Origin of the sequence: Jiella sp. M17.18, assembly GCF_041027365.1 — a bacterium.
Taxonomy (GTDB): domain Bacteria; phylum Pseudomonadota; class Alphaproteobacteria; order Rhizobiales; family Rhizobiaceae; genus VKMB-3413.
The window spans coordinates 274,774-288,023 of record NZ_JBFTEH010000005.1 but is presented as its reverse complement, the minus strand read 5'-3'; the positions used below and the strand labels follow the sequence as shown (position 1 = coordinate 288,023).

Sequence of the window (13,250 nt, the reverse complement as noted above, 5' to 3'; positions counted from 1 at the left end):
ATGAAGCCGAAGGACGACATCCGCCTCGTTCGCGACGCCGGAAGCGGCGTCGAGGCCATCCGCGCGCGCTTCTTCGGCCACGCCTACGATCTGCACCATCACGACGAATGGCTGGTCGGGGTGACGGATGACGGCGTCCAGGACTTCTTCTGCCGTGGCCGGCGCCGCCAGAGCACGAGCGGCCGGGTGATCCTGATCGAGCCCGGCGAGGTCCATGACGGCCAGGCGGTGACGGAGGGCGGCTTCGCCTACCGGATGCTCTATCTGCCGCAGGCCCTTCTCCGCATGCCGCAGGGTGAGGGGCGGGACCGCGACGGCCGGTTCCGCGAGACGCTGTCGGACGACGCTCGGCTGGGACGGGCGATCCGGCGCGGCTGCGACCTCATCTTCGGGCAGTCCGAGCGCCTCGTCCGCGACGCCGGGCTCGACCGCGTGGTGGAGCGGCTGCAGAGCCATCTCGGTTTCGCGCCGCCGCCATCGGCGCCGCTCGCCGCGCCGGTCATCGCCGCCCGGGCCCGGGAGCGGCTGCACGAATGCCTGGACGAGGACATCGGCGCCGACGCCCTGGCCCGCGAGGCGGGAGCCGCGGACCGGTTCCAGCTCGCCCGGGCGTTCCGTGCCGCCTATGGCACGGCCCCGCACGCCTATCTCGTGCAGATCCGGCTGATCGCGGCGCGGCGGCGACTCGCCGCCGGCGAGGCGCCCTCGCAGGTCGCCGCCGCCTGCGGCTTTGCCGACCAGAGCCATCTCGGCCGCAGGTTCCGCCGTGCCTACGGCGTCACGCCCGCCGCCTACCGCGCCGCCTGCACGAGCGTTCCAGACGTGAGGGCGCCGGCCGGCTAGTCCTGCCGCTTCGAAACCGGAACAGGACGGAGCAGGGCATGGTCTTCGAGACCAAGGTGGCGATCCTCGTGCGCGAGGATCTGGCGGCATGGCAGAAGCTGAACGTGACGGCGTTCCTGGCGACCGGCATCGCCGGCGCGGTGCCGGAGGCGATGGGCGAGCCTTACGAGGACGCGGCCGGCCGGCGCCATGCCGCGCTGCTCGGCCAGCCGATCATGGTCCTCGCCGCGACGACCGACGTCCTGCAGCGGGCGTTGCGGCAGGCGGTCGAGCGTGGGCTGACGCGGGCCGCCTATGTCGAGGCGATGTTCTCGACCGGGCACGACGCCGCGAACCGCGAAGCCTTCAAGGCCGAGCCCGCCGATGCGCCGAACCTCGTCGGTCTCGCGCTGTTCGGCCCGAGGAAGGACGTCGACAAGGCGACCAAGGGCGCGAAGATGCATCCCTAGCGCCTGATCCGGACGGGCGGGGACCGGCTTTTTCCGAACGAACCGTCTGCGGCTCCAGACGGGGACGGAGCCGGCTGCCTATCCCGCCGGGCTTGCGACCTCCAGCGTCTCCTCGCGGCCCGTTGGATCGCTGAGGCAATCGGTCACGCGCTTGCCGGCGGCCTCGACGGTCTTCAGGGCCGAGCCGTCGAGCGCCAGCCGCGCCAGGCCGAGGAAGCGGGTCTTCTGGAACCGCACGGCCTCGCGCTGCTCGTCGTCGCGGCAGGCCGGGGCGATCTGGGCGAGGCAGTTCAGATAGTGCTCGCCGGCGATCATGTCCGAGGCCGCGTATTGCCGGATGTGGCCAAAGGCGACTTCCAGGAATTCCGCAAAGCCCGCCCGCATGGCGATCAGCCGGAGGTTTCCCTCCTCGTCGCCGATCAGCCGGCTCGGCATCTTCATGCTGGCGAGCTTGCAGCAGGCGGCCTTCAGCCAGTCCATGCAGGTGATGGCGGTATAGGGGTCGTTGACGCCGGGCGACAGCGCGCGTCCGGCGATTTCGACCAGTTCGTCGAACAGGAAATTGATGTCCTGGCGCGGCGAGCGGCTGCTGCCGGCCGCGATCGATGCCAAAAGGGCGTCCCGCGTATCGTCGTCGACGCGGTCTTTCGGCCAGGCGTCGAAGAGCACGCGGCCGGGATGGACGAACATGCCGGGCCGACAGATCATCCGCACCACGAGGCCGTGTTCGCAGGCTGCGCTGATCAGCGAGTTCCGGTCGACGATCTGGAGATAGCCGGTCCGGTCGCAGGCGATCTCGGCATAGCCGCCGCCCTGCCGCTCGCCGCCGCGGTCGCTTCGGAAGCAGGCGGGCACCTCGTTCCACAGCCGCTGCGCCTCGTCCTCGTCTTCCTCTTCGCTGCGCTTGGCGAATTCCTTGTCCATCCGCTTCAGCAGCGATTCCCCGATGCCGGAGATGACGTTGGAGATGTGGATGTTGGAGGGGACGTGGTGGATGAAGTAGATCAGCACGCCGATCGATACGATGGCGAGGAAGAGCCCGCCATAGATCGCGACCGTGGGGACGAACATCGGTCCGTAGCCGGAGTTCGGACCGCCGTCGCGCACGCTGCGCAGGACCAGCATGGTGTAGATGAAGGTCGCGACGAAGACGCCGAGTGTCACCTGGTTGCCGCGATCCTGCATGAAGTTGGTCAGCAGCCGCGGGCCGTAGGTGCCGGAGGCGAACACCACCGTGGCCATGGTCACCGAGAAGACGGTGCCGGCGACGGTGATCATCGAGCCGCCGATGGCGCCGAGCACGGCGCGCGCGCCGTCCGGCTGGGCGGAGAACAGGAACGGGCTGGTGCCGAAGACGTCGCGCGGAAGATACTGGTCGATCTCGATCAGGCCGAAGGCGAGGACTCCGGCGAGGAGCGCCATGACGGACGGGATGAACCAGTAGCTGCCGATGATGCGCTCATAGGTCTGCAGCATCAAGGCGCGCATACGGAGACTCCCACCGGACAACTGGTCGTTCGGCCATCTATGGGCTAGGCGGGCTTCCACAAGGTGGGGATGCACAAGCGGCCCGCCCGCCGCACCGTTCGATCGGGCGCCGGCAAGCGGATTGGACGCGGGCGAGTGCGCATGCAGCGAGCGGCGGGGCGGAGCCCTCGGACGCCTGAAAGCGAGGAAGCGATGAGCGAAGCGATCAGCGGTCGGCTGACGGAGGCCGGCCACGAACTGGACGTGCGGATCTATTTCGAGGACACCGACTTCTCCGGCGTCGTCTATCACGCGCGCTATCTGCACTTCCTGGAGCGAGGGCGCTCGGACTTCCTGCGGCTGAAGGGCTTCGACCATCGCACCCTGATGGAGGGCGGCTTCGGCGCGCCGATGGCCTTCGCGGTGCGGCACATGGAGATCGACTTCCTGCGCCCCGCCCGCATCGACGACGTCGTCACCGTCGAGACCCGCACGCGCATGGTCGGTGGTGCCCGGATCCTGCTCGACCAGACGATCCGCCGCGACGACGTGGACCTCGTGAAGGCGGCGGTGAAGGTCGCCGTGATCTCGCCGCAGGGCAAGCCGATGCGTATGCCTGACGGGGTGATGTCGCAGCTCGCGCCGCCGGCCCAGCCGGCCTTAACCCGGGATTAACCATGACGGCGCACTGTCCGCTCGACGGCAATTCGAGGCGAATTGCGCCATTGTTTCACCTGATTCAGCTGTGACATGGCGCTGATGGGGAAGCGTTGGCGGCAGATGGTCCACCCGGACCGCGGCAGTGCCGGACGCGAGGCGGCGAGGGCGCTTTCGGGGCAGCGGATCGCCGGGGCGCATTTTCGCATTTGAGGATTGAGGGGAATGGACGGAAACGTCGTTCAGGGGACGCTGGCTGCCGCCGGTTCCATCTCGGTATGGGACCTGTTCTGGCACGCGAGCTTCATCGTCAAGCTGGTGATGATCGGGCTGCTCCTCGCCTCGATCTGGTCCTGGGCGATCATCATCGACAAGACGATGCGCTACGGCAGCTTCCACCGCCAGCTCAACAAGTTCGAGAGCCATTTCTGGTCCGGCCAGTCGCTGGAAGAGCTGTACCATTCGCTCTCCGAAAGCCGCACGTCCGGCATGGGAGCGCTGTTCGTCGCTGCCATGCGCGAGTGGAAGAAGTCGTTCGAAAAGGGCGCGCGCTCCCCGATCGGGCTGCAGACACGGATCGAGAAAGCGATGGACGTGACGCTCGCCCGCGAGATGGACGGGCTGGAGTCGCGCCTCGGCTTCCTCGCGACGGTCGGTTCGGCGGCGCCGTTCATCGGCCTGTTCGGCACGGTCATCGGCATCATGACCTCGTTCCAGGCGATCGCCGGCTCGCAGCAGACGAGCCTCGCCGTCGTCGCGCCGGGCATCGCGGAAGCGCTGCTCGCCACCGCCATCGGTCTCGTCGCGGCGATCCCCGCGGTCGTCGCCTACAACAAGCTGTCGTCGGATGCCGGCAAGCTCGGAATGCGGCTCGAAGCCTTCGCCGACGAGTTCTCGGCGATCTTGTCGCGGCAGATCGACGAGAAGCTGGCCCAGCAGCGCTGAGCGTCACACGTCGTTCCGGCAGAGGCCGGGAAGGGGACCACGATGGGCATGTCCACGGGATCGGGAGGCTCGCACCGCAGCACGCGCCGCGGCCGTGCGCGCCGTCGCCCGATGAGCGAGATCAACGTCACGCCGATGGTCGACGTGATGCTGGTGCTCCTGATCATCTTCATGGTCGCGGCGCCGATGCTGACCGTCGGCGTGCCGATCGAGCTGCCGAAGACGGCGGCCAAGCCTCTGAACTCGGAGACCCAGCCGATCACGATCTCGGTGAAGTCGTCGGGCGACGTCTATCTCAACGACAGCGAGATCGCGATCGCCGACGTCGTGCCGAAGCTGCAGGCGATCGCCAAGGCCGGCTACCAGGAGCGCATCTTCGTACGCGGCGACAAGGCCGCGGACTACGGCACCGTGATGAAGGTGATGGCGCGCATCTCGGCCGCGGGCTTCAAGAACATCGGCCTCGTCACCGACCAAGACGTGAACGCCTGAGCGCGCGCGAGCAAGCATGAGAACCGGCGTCGTCGTCTCCACGGTCCTGCACGCGGTCCTCCTGACCTGGGGGCTGTGGTCGCTCAGCGCGCCGGCGCCGCTGCAGGTCGCCAATGTCGATGCGATGCCGGTCGACCTCGTGCCGGTGGAGTCGCTGTCGCAGGCGATGGCGGGCGACAAGGACGCCAAGAAGACCGACAAGCCGTCGCCGAAGCAGACGAAGACGCCGCAGAAGCTGCCGATGCCGGCCCAGAACATCGGCGACAACGAGACCGATCTCGCGACGCCCCCGACGCCGGTGGAGCGGCCGAAGCCGACCGAGCAGGCGGCCGCGGCGGCAAAGTCGGCCGACACCCCGCCGGCCCCGAAAGACGTGCCCGAGCCGACACCGCCGCCTCCGCCCCAGCCGAAGGTGGCGGAGAAGACGCCGGAGCCGAAGCCGACCCCGAAGCCGCCGGAACCCAAGCCCGCGGAGAAGCCGCCCGAGCCGAAGCCGGCGGACGTCAAGCCGGCGCAGGCCGATGCGGTGGAAGAGGCGATCGCCGACGCCGCCAAGCAGCCCGATCCGACGCCGGTGCCGAAGAACGTGCCGGTCCCGCAGGACAAGCCGAGCCCGCCGAAGCCGGAAAAGGCCGAGACGCCTCCTGAGCCGAAGCCCGCCGAGACGCCGAAGGAGACCAAGGTCGCCGAGGCCGAGAAGCCGAAGCCGGCCAAGCCCGCGAAGCCGAAGAAGACCGAGACGTCCGACGAGAGCAAGTTCGACGCCGACAAGATCGCCCAGCTCCTCAACAAGGAGAAGTCGGCCGGCGGCGGCGCCAAGCGGTCCGAGCAGCAGGCCTCGCTCGGCATGCAGCACACGACCGGGGCGAAGCTGTCGCAGAGCGAGCTCGACGCGCTGCGCGGCCAGATCCAGAAATGCTGGTCCCCGCCTGCCGGCGTCGAGGGCGCCGGGTCGCTGCGCGTCTCGATCGAGATGCATCTCGACCCGTCCGGCCAGCTGCAGGGACGGCCGGTGATCGTCGACGGCGGCAGCGGCTCGATGCAGCAGCGCATCGCCGGCGAGGCGGCGCTGCGCGCGGTGCGCCGCTGCGCGCCGTACAACCTGCCGGCCGACAAGTACGAGACCTGGTCGGAGGTCGTGCTCAACTTCGACCCGAGCCAGATGTTCTGATGGCCGACGTTCGGACCGACGAGCGGGCTTCAGGACATCCGCCGCGACCGGTCCTGTCTGGGCCCGCGTACCGCTCCGCCATCAAAAATCCCGATTGCGGCTTACCACCGTGGGCGGGCGGCGCCGGAGCGTCGCCCGGCGAGGGGGTGCCGGGGGGTGGCGTCCGGCCGAAGCGGCCGGACACCGCGCCGATTACTTACGAGAGGGTTTGGTGGCCGCAACGGCCGCCAGCCTTCCGACCTCAACGGAAGGTCATGGAATGCAGACGATGATGAAGAGCCTGTTCGCGGCGGCCGTTCTTGTTGCCGGTGCCGTCCTGGCTGCGGCGCCCGCCGCCGCCAAGGTGGAGATCGACATTACGCAGGGCAATGTTCAGCCCCTGCCGATCGCGATCAACCCGTTCCAGTCGCAGAACGGGGTCGGGCGGCAGATCTCCGACGTGATCAGCGCCGACCTGAAGCGGTCCGGGCTGTTCGCGCCGATCGACCAGTCCGCCTTCATCCAGAAGAACCTGACGCCCGATGTCAGCCCGACCTTCACCGACTGGACGGTGATCAACGCCCAGGCGCTGGTCGTCGGCCGCGTCTCGCCGGAGGCGGACGGACGGCTGCGGGTGGAGTTCCGGCTGTGGGACACGTTCGCGGGCCAGCAGCTCGACGGGCAGCAGTTCTACACCAACCCGGAGAACTGGCGGCGGGTGGCCCATATCATCTCGGACGCGATCTACGAGCGTCTGACGGGGGAGAAGGGCTATTTCGACACCCGCATCGTCTTCGTCGCCGAGTCCGGCAGCAAGGCCGACCGGGTCAAGCGCCTCGCCATCATGGACCAGGACGGGGCGAATGTGCGCTATCTCACCGACGGGCGCGACCTCGTGCTGACGCCGCGCTTCTCGCCGAACCGGCAGGAGATCACCTACATGTCCTTCGGCAGCGAGGGGCCGCGGGTCTACCTTCTGCAGCTCGAGACCGGCCAGCGCGAGATCGTCGGCAATTTCCCCGGCATGACCTTCGCCCCGCGCTTCTCGCCGGATGGCCAGAAGGTCGTGATGAGCCTGCAGCAGGACGGCAACGCCAACATCTACGCGATGGATCTGCGCTCGCGGGCGACGACGCGGCTGACGGCGACGAACGCCATCGACACCTCGCCGTCCTATTCTCCGGACGGCAAGCGCATCGTGTTCGAATCCGACCGCGGCGGGCGCCAGCAGCTCTACGTGATGAACGCCGACGGCTCGGGCCAGCAGCGCATCTCCTTCGGAGACGGCTCGTATTCGACGCCGGTCTGGTCGCCGCGCGGCGACCTGATCGCCTTCACCAAGCAGGCGGGCGACCAGTTCCAGATCGGCGTGATGCGGCCGGACGGCTCGGGGGAGCGCATCCTCACCTCCGGCTTCCACAACGAGGGGCCGACCTGGGCCCCGAACGGCCGCGTCCTGATGTATTTCCGCGACCAGAAGGGCGGCGCGGGCCCGCATCTCTACTCGATCGACCTGACCGGCTACAACGAGCAGGAGGTCCCGACCCCCGGCTTCGCCTCCGACCCGGCCTGGTCGCCGTCGCTGGAATAGGCGGCCTGCGCCGCGGCCGTTCAGCCCGGCGCAAGCCTCGCCGCATAAGACCGGCCGACTGTTGCGCGCCTGCATCAGCACGGCTCTGCCGCGCAACCGCCCGGTCCCTGGGCGGGCGCGGCGCTCGCTCCGGCCAAGTCGCTCGAATCACTTCAAGAATTGCTCGGCTTTACCGGGCATTAAGTGTCGGGATGGTAAGCGTCGGGTAACTGAAGTCCAACGGATTTGAAGGAGCTGGCCATGGGCCGGATCGCAATCGGGGTGAACAGCCGCATCGCACTCGCACTGGCGGCCAGCCTGCTCGCCGCGGGCTGCGCGAGCAAGAAGGACATGCTGCCGGACAACGCCGCGGGCCTCGGCCTGAACGGCGCCGGCGGCGCCTACGGCCAGGGCGCCGGGACGCCGGGCTCGCAGCAGGACTTCACGGTCAATGTCGGCGACCGCATCTTCTTCGACACCGACTCCTCCGCGATCAACCCGAAGGCGCAGGAGACGCTGCAGCGCCAGGCGCAGTGGCTGAACCGCTATCCGCGCTATTCGATCACGATCGAGGGCCATGCCGACGAGCGCGGCACGCGCGAGTACAACCTCGCGCTCGGCGCCCGCCGCGCCGCTGCGACGCGCGACTACCTTGCACAGCTCGGCGTCGCTGCGAACCGCATGCGCACCATCTCCTACGGCAAGGAGCGGCCGGTCGCGACCTGCGACGACATCTCCTGCTGGTCGCAGAACCGCCGCGCGGTCACCGTCCTGAACGGCGCCGGCGCCTGAGGCATCGCTTCCGCGGCCGGCGCGGGCTTTCGCGCCGGCCGCGCTGAACCGGCCGCCAGCCTTGGGCGGGCGGGTCCGAGGAGGCGATCCGGCGTCCTTCGCCCGGCTCGGCCGGCGCCTCGCCGCCGAGCTGCCATGGCGTTCTGTGTTGCGGCGCGCCAAATTTTGGCCGAACTCAGCCCTTCCATGCTAATCCCCTGTGGCGTCGGGCGAGTACGGCGGTCGGACAGACCTTCCGCGTCCCGACGAACCGAACGAGGGGATTTGCTTCATGACCATGCGTAGGCTGATGCGCGCCGCTGCGACAGCGACCTTCGTGCTGGGCGCCGGCGTGTCCGGTGCCTCCGCCTTCGACCTGCCGGGCATCTTCGGCAGCGACAATACCGGCCCCACCGCCTCGGATGCCGCGCCCGATGTGCCGCAGGCGCCCGTGCGCATGGCGCAGGCGGGCGACGAATTGCTGCGCCTCAACCAGCTTGAGGAGGAGGTTCGCAAGCTGACCGGCCGGGTGGAGGACCTGAACTTCCAGCTCCTGCAGACCCAGGAGACCCTGCGCAAGTTCAAGGACGACACCGAGTTCCGCTTCCAGGATCTGGAGGGGAAGGGCGGCGGCCAGTCGTCCAACGCGCCCTCCAAGGACCGTCGCGGCGAAGCCTCGCCGCCGACCGCTCCCGGCTCCGCCGCGCCGGCGCCGCGGCAGAGCGCGTCGGTCGCGCCGCCGGCTGGGTCCGGCTCGTCCGATGCGGTCGGCGAGGGCTCCGGCGACAATATCGGCCAGCTGCTCAACAACGGGCTCGACACCAGCTCGCTCGACGCGTCCAAGTCCTCGACCGCCAGCAGCGGTGACAGCACGGTCGCCGCCGTCTCGCCGCAGGGGGCCGGAGGACTCTACGACCTCGCCTACAACTATCTTCTCGCCGGTGATTACGCCCGGGCAGAGCAGTCCTTCCGCCAGTATGCCCAGACCTATCCCGACGCCAAGGACGTCTCGGACGCCCAGTACTGGCTGGGCGAGAGCCTCTACCAGCAGCGGAAATACGCCGACGCGGCGGAGGTCTTCCTCGACGCCCAGAAGCATCATCCCGACGCCAAGAAGGCGCCGGACATGATGCTGAAGCTCGGCATGTCGCTCGCCAAGCTCAACAATCGTGACACCGCATGCGTGACCTACAAGGAGGTCGCCCGCCGCTATCCCTCGATGAGCGCCAGCGTGAAGCACAAGCTGGAGAGCGAGGAAAAGGCTGCGAGCTGCTGACGCCGCAGGGTCCTCCAGGACCCGTCCTGCACATTCCGGCGCTGCCGCCGGAAAGCGAGCCTCTGTCTGCCGACGAGCTTTGCCGCGCGTTTTCCGCACTGGTCGACACGGCCGCCGAAGAGCGCTGCCCGCCGCTCGGGGGCATAGTCCTCGCCGTTTCCGGCGGTCCGGATTCCCTGGCTCTGCTGCTGGCTGCGGATGCCTTCCGCAAATCCGGTAACGGGCCGGAAGCGAGGCGCATTCACGTCGCGACGGTCGACCATCGGCTGCGGCCGGAATCGGGCGCCGAGGCCGCCCATGTCGCCGCGCTCTGCCGCAATTTCGGACTTCCGCATTCGACGCCGGTCTGGCGCGAGCCGGCGACGCAGGGCAACCTGCCGCAACAGGCCCGGCTTGCCCGCTACCGGCTGCTCGCGGATTTCGCCCGCCATTGCGGCGCGCGGCTGATCCTCACGGCTCATCACGAAGACGACCAGTTCGAAACCCATCTGATGGCGCGTCGGCGCGGCGCCGGCAGCATCGGCCTCGCCGGCATGCGCAGCCTGCGCGAGATGGCGCCCGGCCTCTTCCTCGGACGGCCGTTCCTCCCGGTGGCGGGGGATCGGCTGAAGGCGACGGTCGCGGCGCACGGACTTCCGGCCGTCGACGATCCGACCAATCGCGACACGCATTACGAACGCGTCCGGATCCGCGCCGATCTTTCGGCCGGGCGGCATGATCGCCCCGCCCTTCGCGGAGAGATCGCACGGCACGCCGCCGCCCGCGACCGGATCGAGGCGCGTCTTGCCGCCGCGATCGACGCCTTCGAGTCGGACGGCCGGCTCGCCTTCCCCCCCGATGGCGCGATCGTGGTCGACCGGGCGGCCGTTGTCGGCCTGGATCCGGACCTCGCCTTCCTCTTCGTCCGCCGGGCGCTCTTTGCCGTATCCGGGCGCGAGCATTGGCCGGACGCGGAAGGGGTCCGGCGTATCCTGTCCAAGCTTGCCGACCCGAGCGTCCGCGTCTCCGCGACCCTTGCCGGGGCGGGCGTCGCGGCCGCGGGCTCTTCGACCGGAGGAAGCGTCGCATTCTTCCGGGAGCTTGGCCGCCTCGGCATTTCGCCGGAGCCGATCGACGCTTCGCGCGAAACCCTGTGCTTCGACGGTCGTTTCGAAGTAGACGTGCGGAAATGGTCCGGTAGCGGTGCGGTGGTCGCGTGCTTCGGCTCGTTCGGGCGGGGCAGTCTGCGAGAGCAGACCGTGCCGGTCATTGCGTTGGAAGGTGGTATCGTGGCGGCGCCGGAGGCGCTCGGCGGCAAGCGTCCGCCCGGCGCCGAGCGGCTGGACACGGTACCCCTCGTGCACTGGCGCTTCCGGCGCGATCTGCCCACTCGTTCGACTGCCGCACGAGCCGCAGACGCCCTGTAAACCGACACCCCGCCATTTTGCCGCAAATCCGCCGGAGGATGTTGGCAAGAGATGGCGCAACACCTATCTTCGACAGGCATCGCCGGGCCCGCTCGGCGTCCACCCCAGGAAGAGTGATGAACCAGAATTTCCGTAACTTCGCGCTGTGGGCGATCATCGCCCTCTTGCTGATCGCGCTCTTCCAGTTGTTTTCCAACAGCTCTCAGACTGCGGGCGCGCGCGAGATTCCCTACTCGCAGTTCCTCTCGGACGTCGAAAGCGGCCGGGTGCAGGCGGTGACCATCCAGGGCCAGCGCATCTCCGGCAAGTATTCCGACGGCGCCTCGCCGTTCCAGACCTATGCGCCGAACGATGCCAACCTGGTGCCCAAGCTGGAGGCGAAGAACGTCCAGATCTCGGCCACCCCGCCGGGCGACAACACCAATCCGATCTGGTCGATGCTCCTGTCCTTCGGCCCGATCCTGCCGATCCTCGCCGTCTGGATCTTCCTGATGCGCCAGATGCAGGGCGGCGCCGGCGGCAAGGCCATGGGCTTCGGCAAGTCCAAGGCGAAGCTCCTGACCGAGGCGCACGGCCGCGTCACCTTCCAGGACGTCGCCGGTGTCGACGAGGCCAAGGAGGATCTGGAGGAGATCGTCGAGTTCCTGCGCGAGCCGCAGAAGTTCCAGCGCCTCGGCGGCAAGATCCCGCGCGGCGTCCTCCTCGTCGGCCCTCCGGGCACCGGCAAGACGCTGCTTGCGCGCTCCGTCGCGGGCGAGGCGAACGTGCCGTTCTTCACCATCTCCGGCTCCGACTTCGTCGAGATGTTCGTCGGCGTCGGCGCGAGCCGTGTCCGCGACATGTTCGAGCAGGCGAAGAAGAACAGCCCCTGCATCATCTTCATCGACGAGATCGATGCGGTCGGCCGCCATCGCGGCGCCGGCCTCGGCGGCGGCAACGACGAGCGCGAGCAGACGCTGAACCAGTTGCTGGTCGAGATGGACGGCTTCGAGGCGAACGAGGGCATCATCCTCATCGCCGCGACCAACCGTCCGGACGTGCTCGACCCGGCGCTCCTGCGTCCCGGCCGCTTCGACCGCCAGGTCGTGGTGCCGAACCCGGACGTGACCGGCCGCGAGAAGATCCTCAAGGTGCACGTGCGCAACGTGCCGCTCGCCCCGAACGTCGACCTGAAGACGATCGCGCGCGGCACGCCCGGCTTCTCCGGCGCCGATCTCGCCAACCTCGTCAACGAGGCGGCGCTGATGGCGGCGCGGCGCTCCAAGCGCCTCGTCACCATGCTCGAGTTCGAGGACGCCAAGGACAAGGTCATGATGGGCGCCGAGCGCCGGTCGATGGCCATGACCGAGGAAGAGAAGAAGCTGACGGCCTATCACGAGGCCGGCCATGCCCTCGTCGGGATCCATGAGCCGTTCAACGACCCGCTCCACAAGGTGACGATCATCCCGCGCGGTCGCGCGCTGGGCGTGACGATGAACCTGCCGGAGCGCGACCGTTACGGCATGCGCAAGAACGAGATGGAGGCGCGCCTTGCGATGATCTTCGGCGGCCGCGCGGCCGAGGAGATCATCTACGGGCCGGAAAACGTCACCACCGGTGCCTCGAACGACATCCAGCAGGCGACCAACATGTCGCGCGCCATGGTCATGGAATACGGCATGAGCGACAAGCTCGGCCGGCTGCGCTACAAGCAGAACCAGGACGAGGTGTTCCTCGGCCACTCGGTCTCGCAGCAGCAGAACATGTCCGAGGACACTGCCCGGCTGATCGACTCCGAGGTCCGCGAGATCATCGAGACGGCCGAGAACAAGGCGCGCAAGATCCTCACCGAGCACATCGACGAGCTGCATATGCTCGCCAAGGCGCTGCTCGAATACGAGACGCTCTCCGGCGAGGAGGTGCACGATCTTCTGGCCGGCAAGCCGCTGACCCGCGACATGGGCGACGACACGCCGCCGTCGCGCGGCTCGGCGGTTCCCAAGGCCGGCGCCTCCCGCCCGGCAGGGCGCGGCGGCGAGGCGGGCGACAGTCTGGAACCGCAGCCGACCTGATCGGCTGCTGCCCCAACGGGATATTGCTGCACAGGAAGCGGGAGCGACTCGATCGGGTCGCTCCCGTTTTGTTGACGAAGCGGTAACCGCGCGGCTAATCCGGCATCGGAAGGCAACCGTTGCACAAGCCAGCGCATGCAAGGCTTTCCGCATCGCGCAGGCTGCGGGATCAC

General features: G+C 68.7%; 12 protein-coding genes. 11 read left to right on the top strand and 1 reads right to left on the bottom strand.

Features of this window, described 5'->3' with window-relative positions; translation table 11 throughout:
• Positions 1 to 843, top strand: coding sequence for an AraC family ligand binding domain-containing protein (locus AB5S17_RS12075; protein ID WP_369239603.1), 843 nt, complete (start codon positions 1 to 3; stop codon positions 841 to 843).
• Between the two features lie 38 nt (positions 844 to 881).
• Positions 882 to 1,292 carry a DUF2000 family protein gene (locus AB5S17_RS12070; protein ID WP_369239601.1) on the top strand — a complete coding sequence of 137 codons (411 nt, stop codon included), beginning with the start codon at positions 882 to 884 and terminating at the stop codon, positions 1,290 to 1,292.
• Between the two features lie 78 nt (positions 1,293 to 1,370).
• Here the strand turns inward: AB5S17_RS12070 and AB5S17_RS12065 are convergent, their stop codons facing one another.
• Positions 1,371 to 2,780: a DUF2254 domain-containing protein gene (locus tag AB5S17_RS12065; RefSeq protein ID WP_369239599.1), complete on the bottom strand. Its 1,410-nt coding sequence runs from the start codon at positions 2,778 to 2,780 to the stop codon at positions 1,371 to 1,373.
• Between the two features lie 192 nt (positions 2,781 to 2,972).
• On the opposite strand from AB5S17_RS12065, the gene ybgC reads away from it, so the two are divergent.
• The 9 genes from ybgC (at position 2,973) to ftsH (ending at position 13,077) form a co-directional block, all read left to right on the top strand.
• Entirely contained in the window at positions 2,973 to 3,434 is a 462-nt protein-coding gene (ybgC, locus tag AB5S17_RS12060; RefSeq protein WP_369239597.1) for a tol-pal system-associated acyl-CoA thioesterase, read from the top strand.
• Positions 3,435 to 3,641: 207 nt separating this feature from the next.
• Complete coding sequence (gene tolQ, locus AB5S17_RS12055) at positions 3,642 to 4,361, top strand: protein TolQ (protein ID WP_369239595.1); 720 nt, start codon at positions 3,642 to 3,644, stop codon at positions 4,359 to 4,361.
• A gap of 42 nt (positions 4,362 to 4,403) precedes the next feature.
• Entirely contained in the window at positions 4,404 to 4,853 is a 450-nt protein-coding gene (gene tolR, locus AB5S17_RS12050) for a protein TolR (RefSeq protein WP_369239593.1), read from the top strand.
• A gap of 16 nt (positions 4,854 to 4,869) precedes the next feature.
• Complete coding sequence (locus AB5S17_RS12045) at positions 4,870 to 6,024, top strand: hypothetical protein (protein WP_369239591.1); 1,155 nt, start codon at positions 4,870 to 4,872, stop codon at positions 6,022 to 6,024.
• 268 nt (positions 6,025 to 6,292) lie between these two features.
• Complete coding sequence (tolB, locus tag AB5S17_RS12040) at positions 6,293 to 7,594, top strand: Tol-Pal system beta propeller repeat protein TolB (RefSeq protein ID WP_369239744.1); 1,302 nt, start codon at positions 6,293 to 6,295, stop codon at positions 7,592 to 7,594.
• Positions 7,595 to 7,834: 240 nt separating this feature from the next.
• Complete coding sequence (pal, locus tag AB5S17_RS12035) at positions 7,835 to 8,365, top strand: peptidoglycan-associated lipoprotein Pal (RefSeq protein ID WP_369239589.1); 531 nt, start codon at positions 7,835 to 7,837, stop codon at positions 8,363 to 8,365.
• Between the two features lie 271 nt (positions 8,366 to 8,636).
• Complete coding sequence (gene ybgF / locus AB5S17_RS12030; protein WP_369239587.1) at positions 8,637 to 9,620, top strand: tol-pal system protein YbgF; 984 nt, start codon at positions 8,637 to 8,639, stop codon at positions 9,618 to 9,620.
• Entirely contained in the window at positions 9,524 to 11,026 is a 1,503-nt protein-coding gene (tilS, locus tag AB5S17_RS12025; RefSeq protein ID WP_369239585.1) for a tRNA lysidine(34) synthetase TilS, read from the top strand. Before ybgF ends, tilS begins: the two co-directional genes overlap by 97 nt.
• A 116-nt stretch (positions 11,027 to 11,142) precedes the next feature.
• Entirely contained in the window at positions 11,143 to 13,077 is a 1,935-nt protein-coding gene (gene ftsH / locus AB5S17_RS12020; RefSeq protein WP_369239583.1) for an ATP-dependent zinc metalloprotease FtsH, read from the top strand.
• The last annotated feature ends 173 nt before the right edge of the window (positions 13,078 to 13,250 follow it).